Below are 509 nucleotides of genomic sequence, written 5' to 3' on the forward strand. Positions count from 1 at the left end.
ATTATCGGTACCATTACATTCAATAGTTTCATCCACTACAGTACAAGCCGATAGGTCAGGACCAGTAGAATCTTCTAAAGTTAATGTAGCCGTAAGAGTTGATGAGTTATCACAATCATCAGTCGCTGTATAAGTTACCGTAATAGTACCACCAGCACCACAAGTAGCGCTTAAGTTAATGAATGCATAATCAGAAGTGATTGTTACATTGATATCATCCGCACAAGCTACAAGTTCATCAATATTAGCTTGGTTCCAAGCATCAGCAATAGACTCATTATCGGTACCATTACACTCAATAGTTTCATCAGTAACATCACAACTAGACAGGTCAGGTCCGAAGTTATCTCCAAAACTAAGTGTTGCTGAAATTGTAGATTCATTGCCACAATCATCAGACACTGTATAAGTTACAGTAATGTTGCCACAAGGACCACATACTGTATTTAAGTTATTATAATCATAATCAGAGACTACAGTAAATACCGCATCGGCATCACAAGCATCTG

At 37.7% G+C, this 509-nt stretch carries 1 pseudogene; it reads right to left on the minus strand.

Going from position 1 to position 509, the window contains the following annotated elements:
• Nucleotides 1-509: pseudogene (locus ACFS5M_RS09665) on the minus strand (hypothetical protein); the annotation flags it as partial.

This window comes from Lacinutrix iliipiscaria, assembly GCF_042686125.1.
Lineage (GTDB): Bacteria > Bacteroidota > Bacteroidia > Flavobacteriales > Flavobacteriaceae > Oceanihabitans > Oceanihabitans iliipiscarium.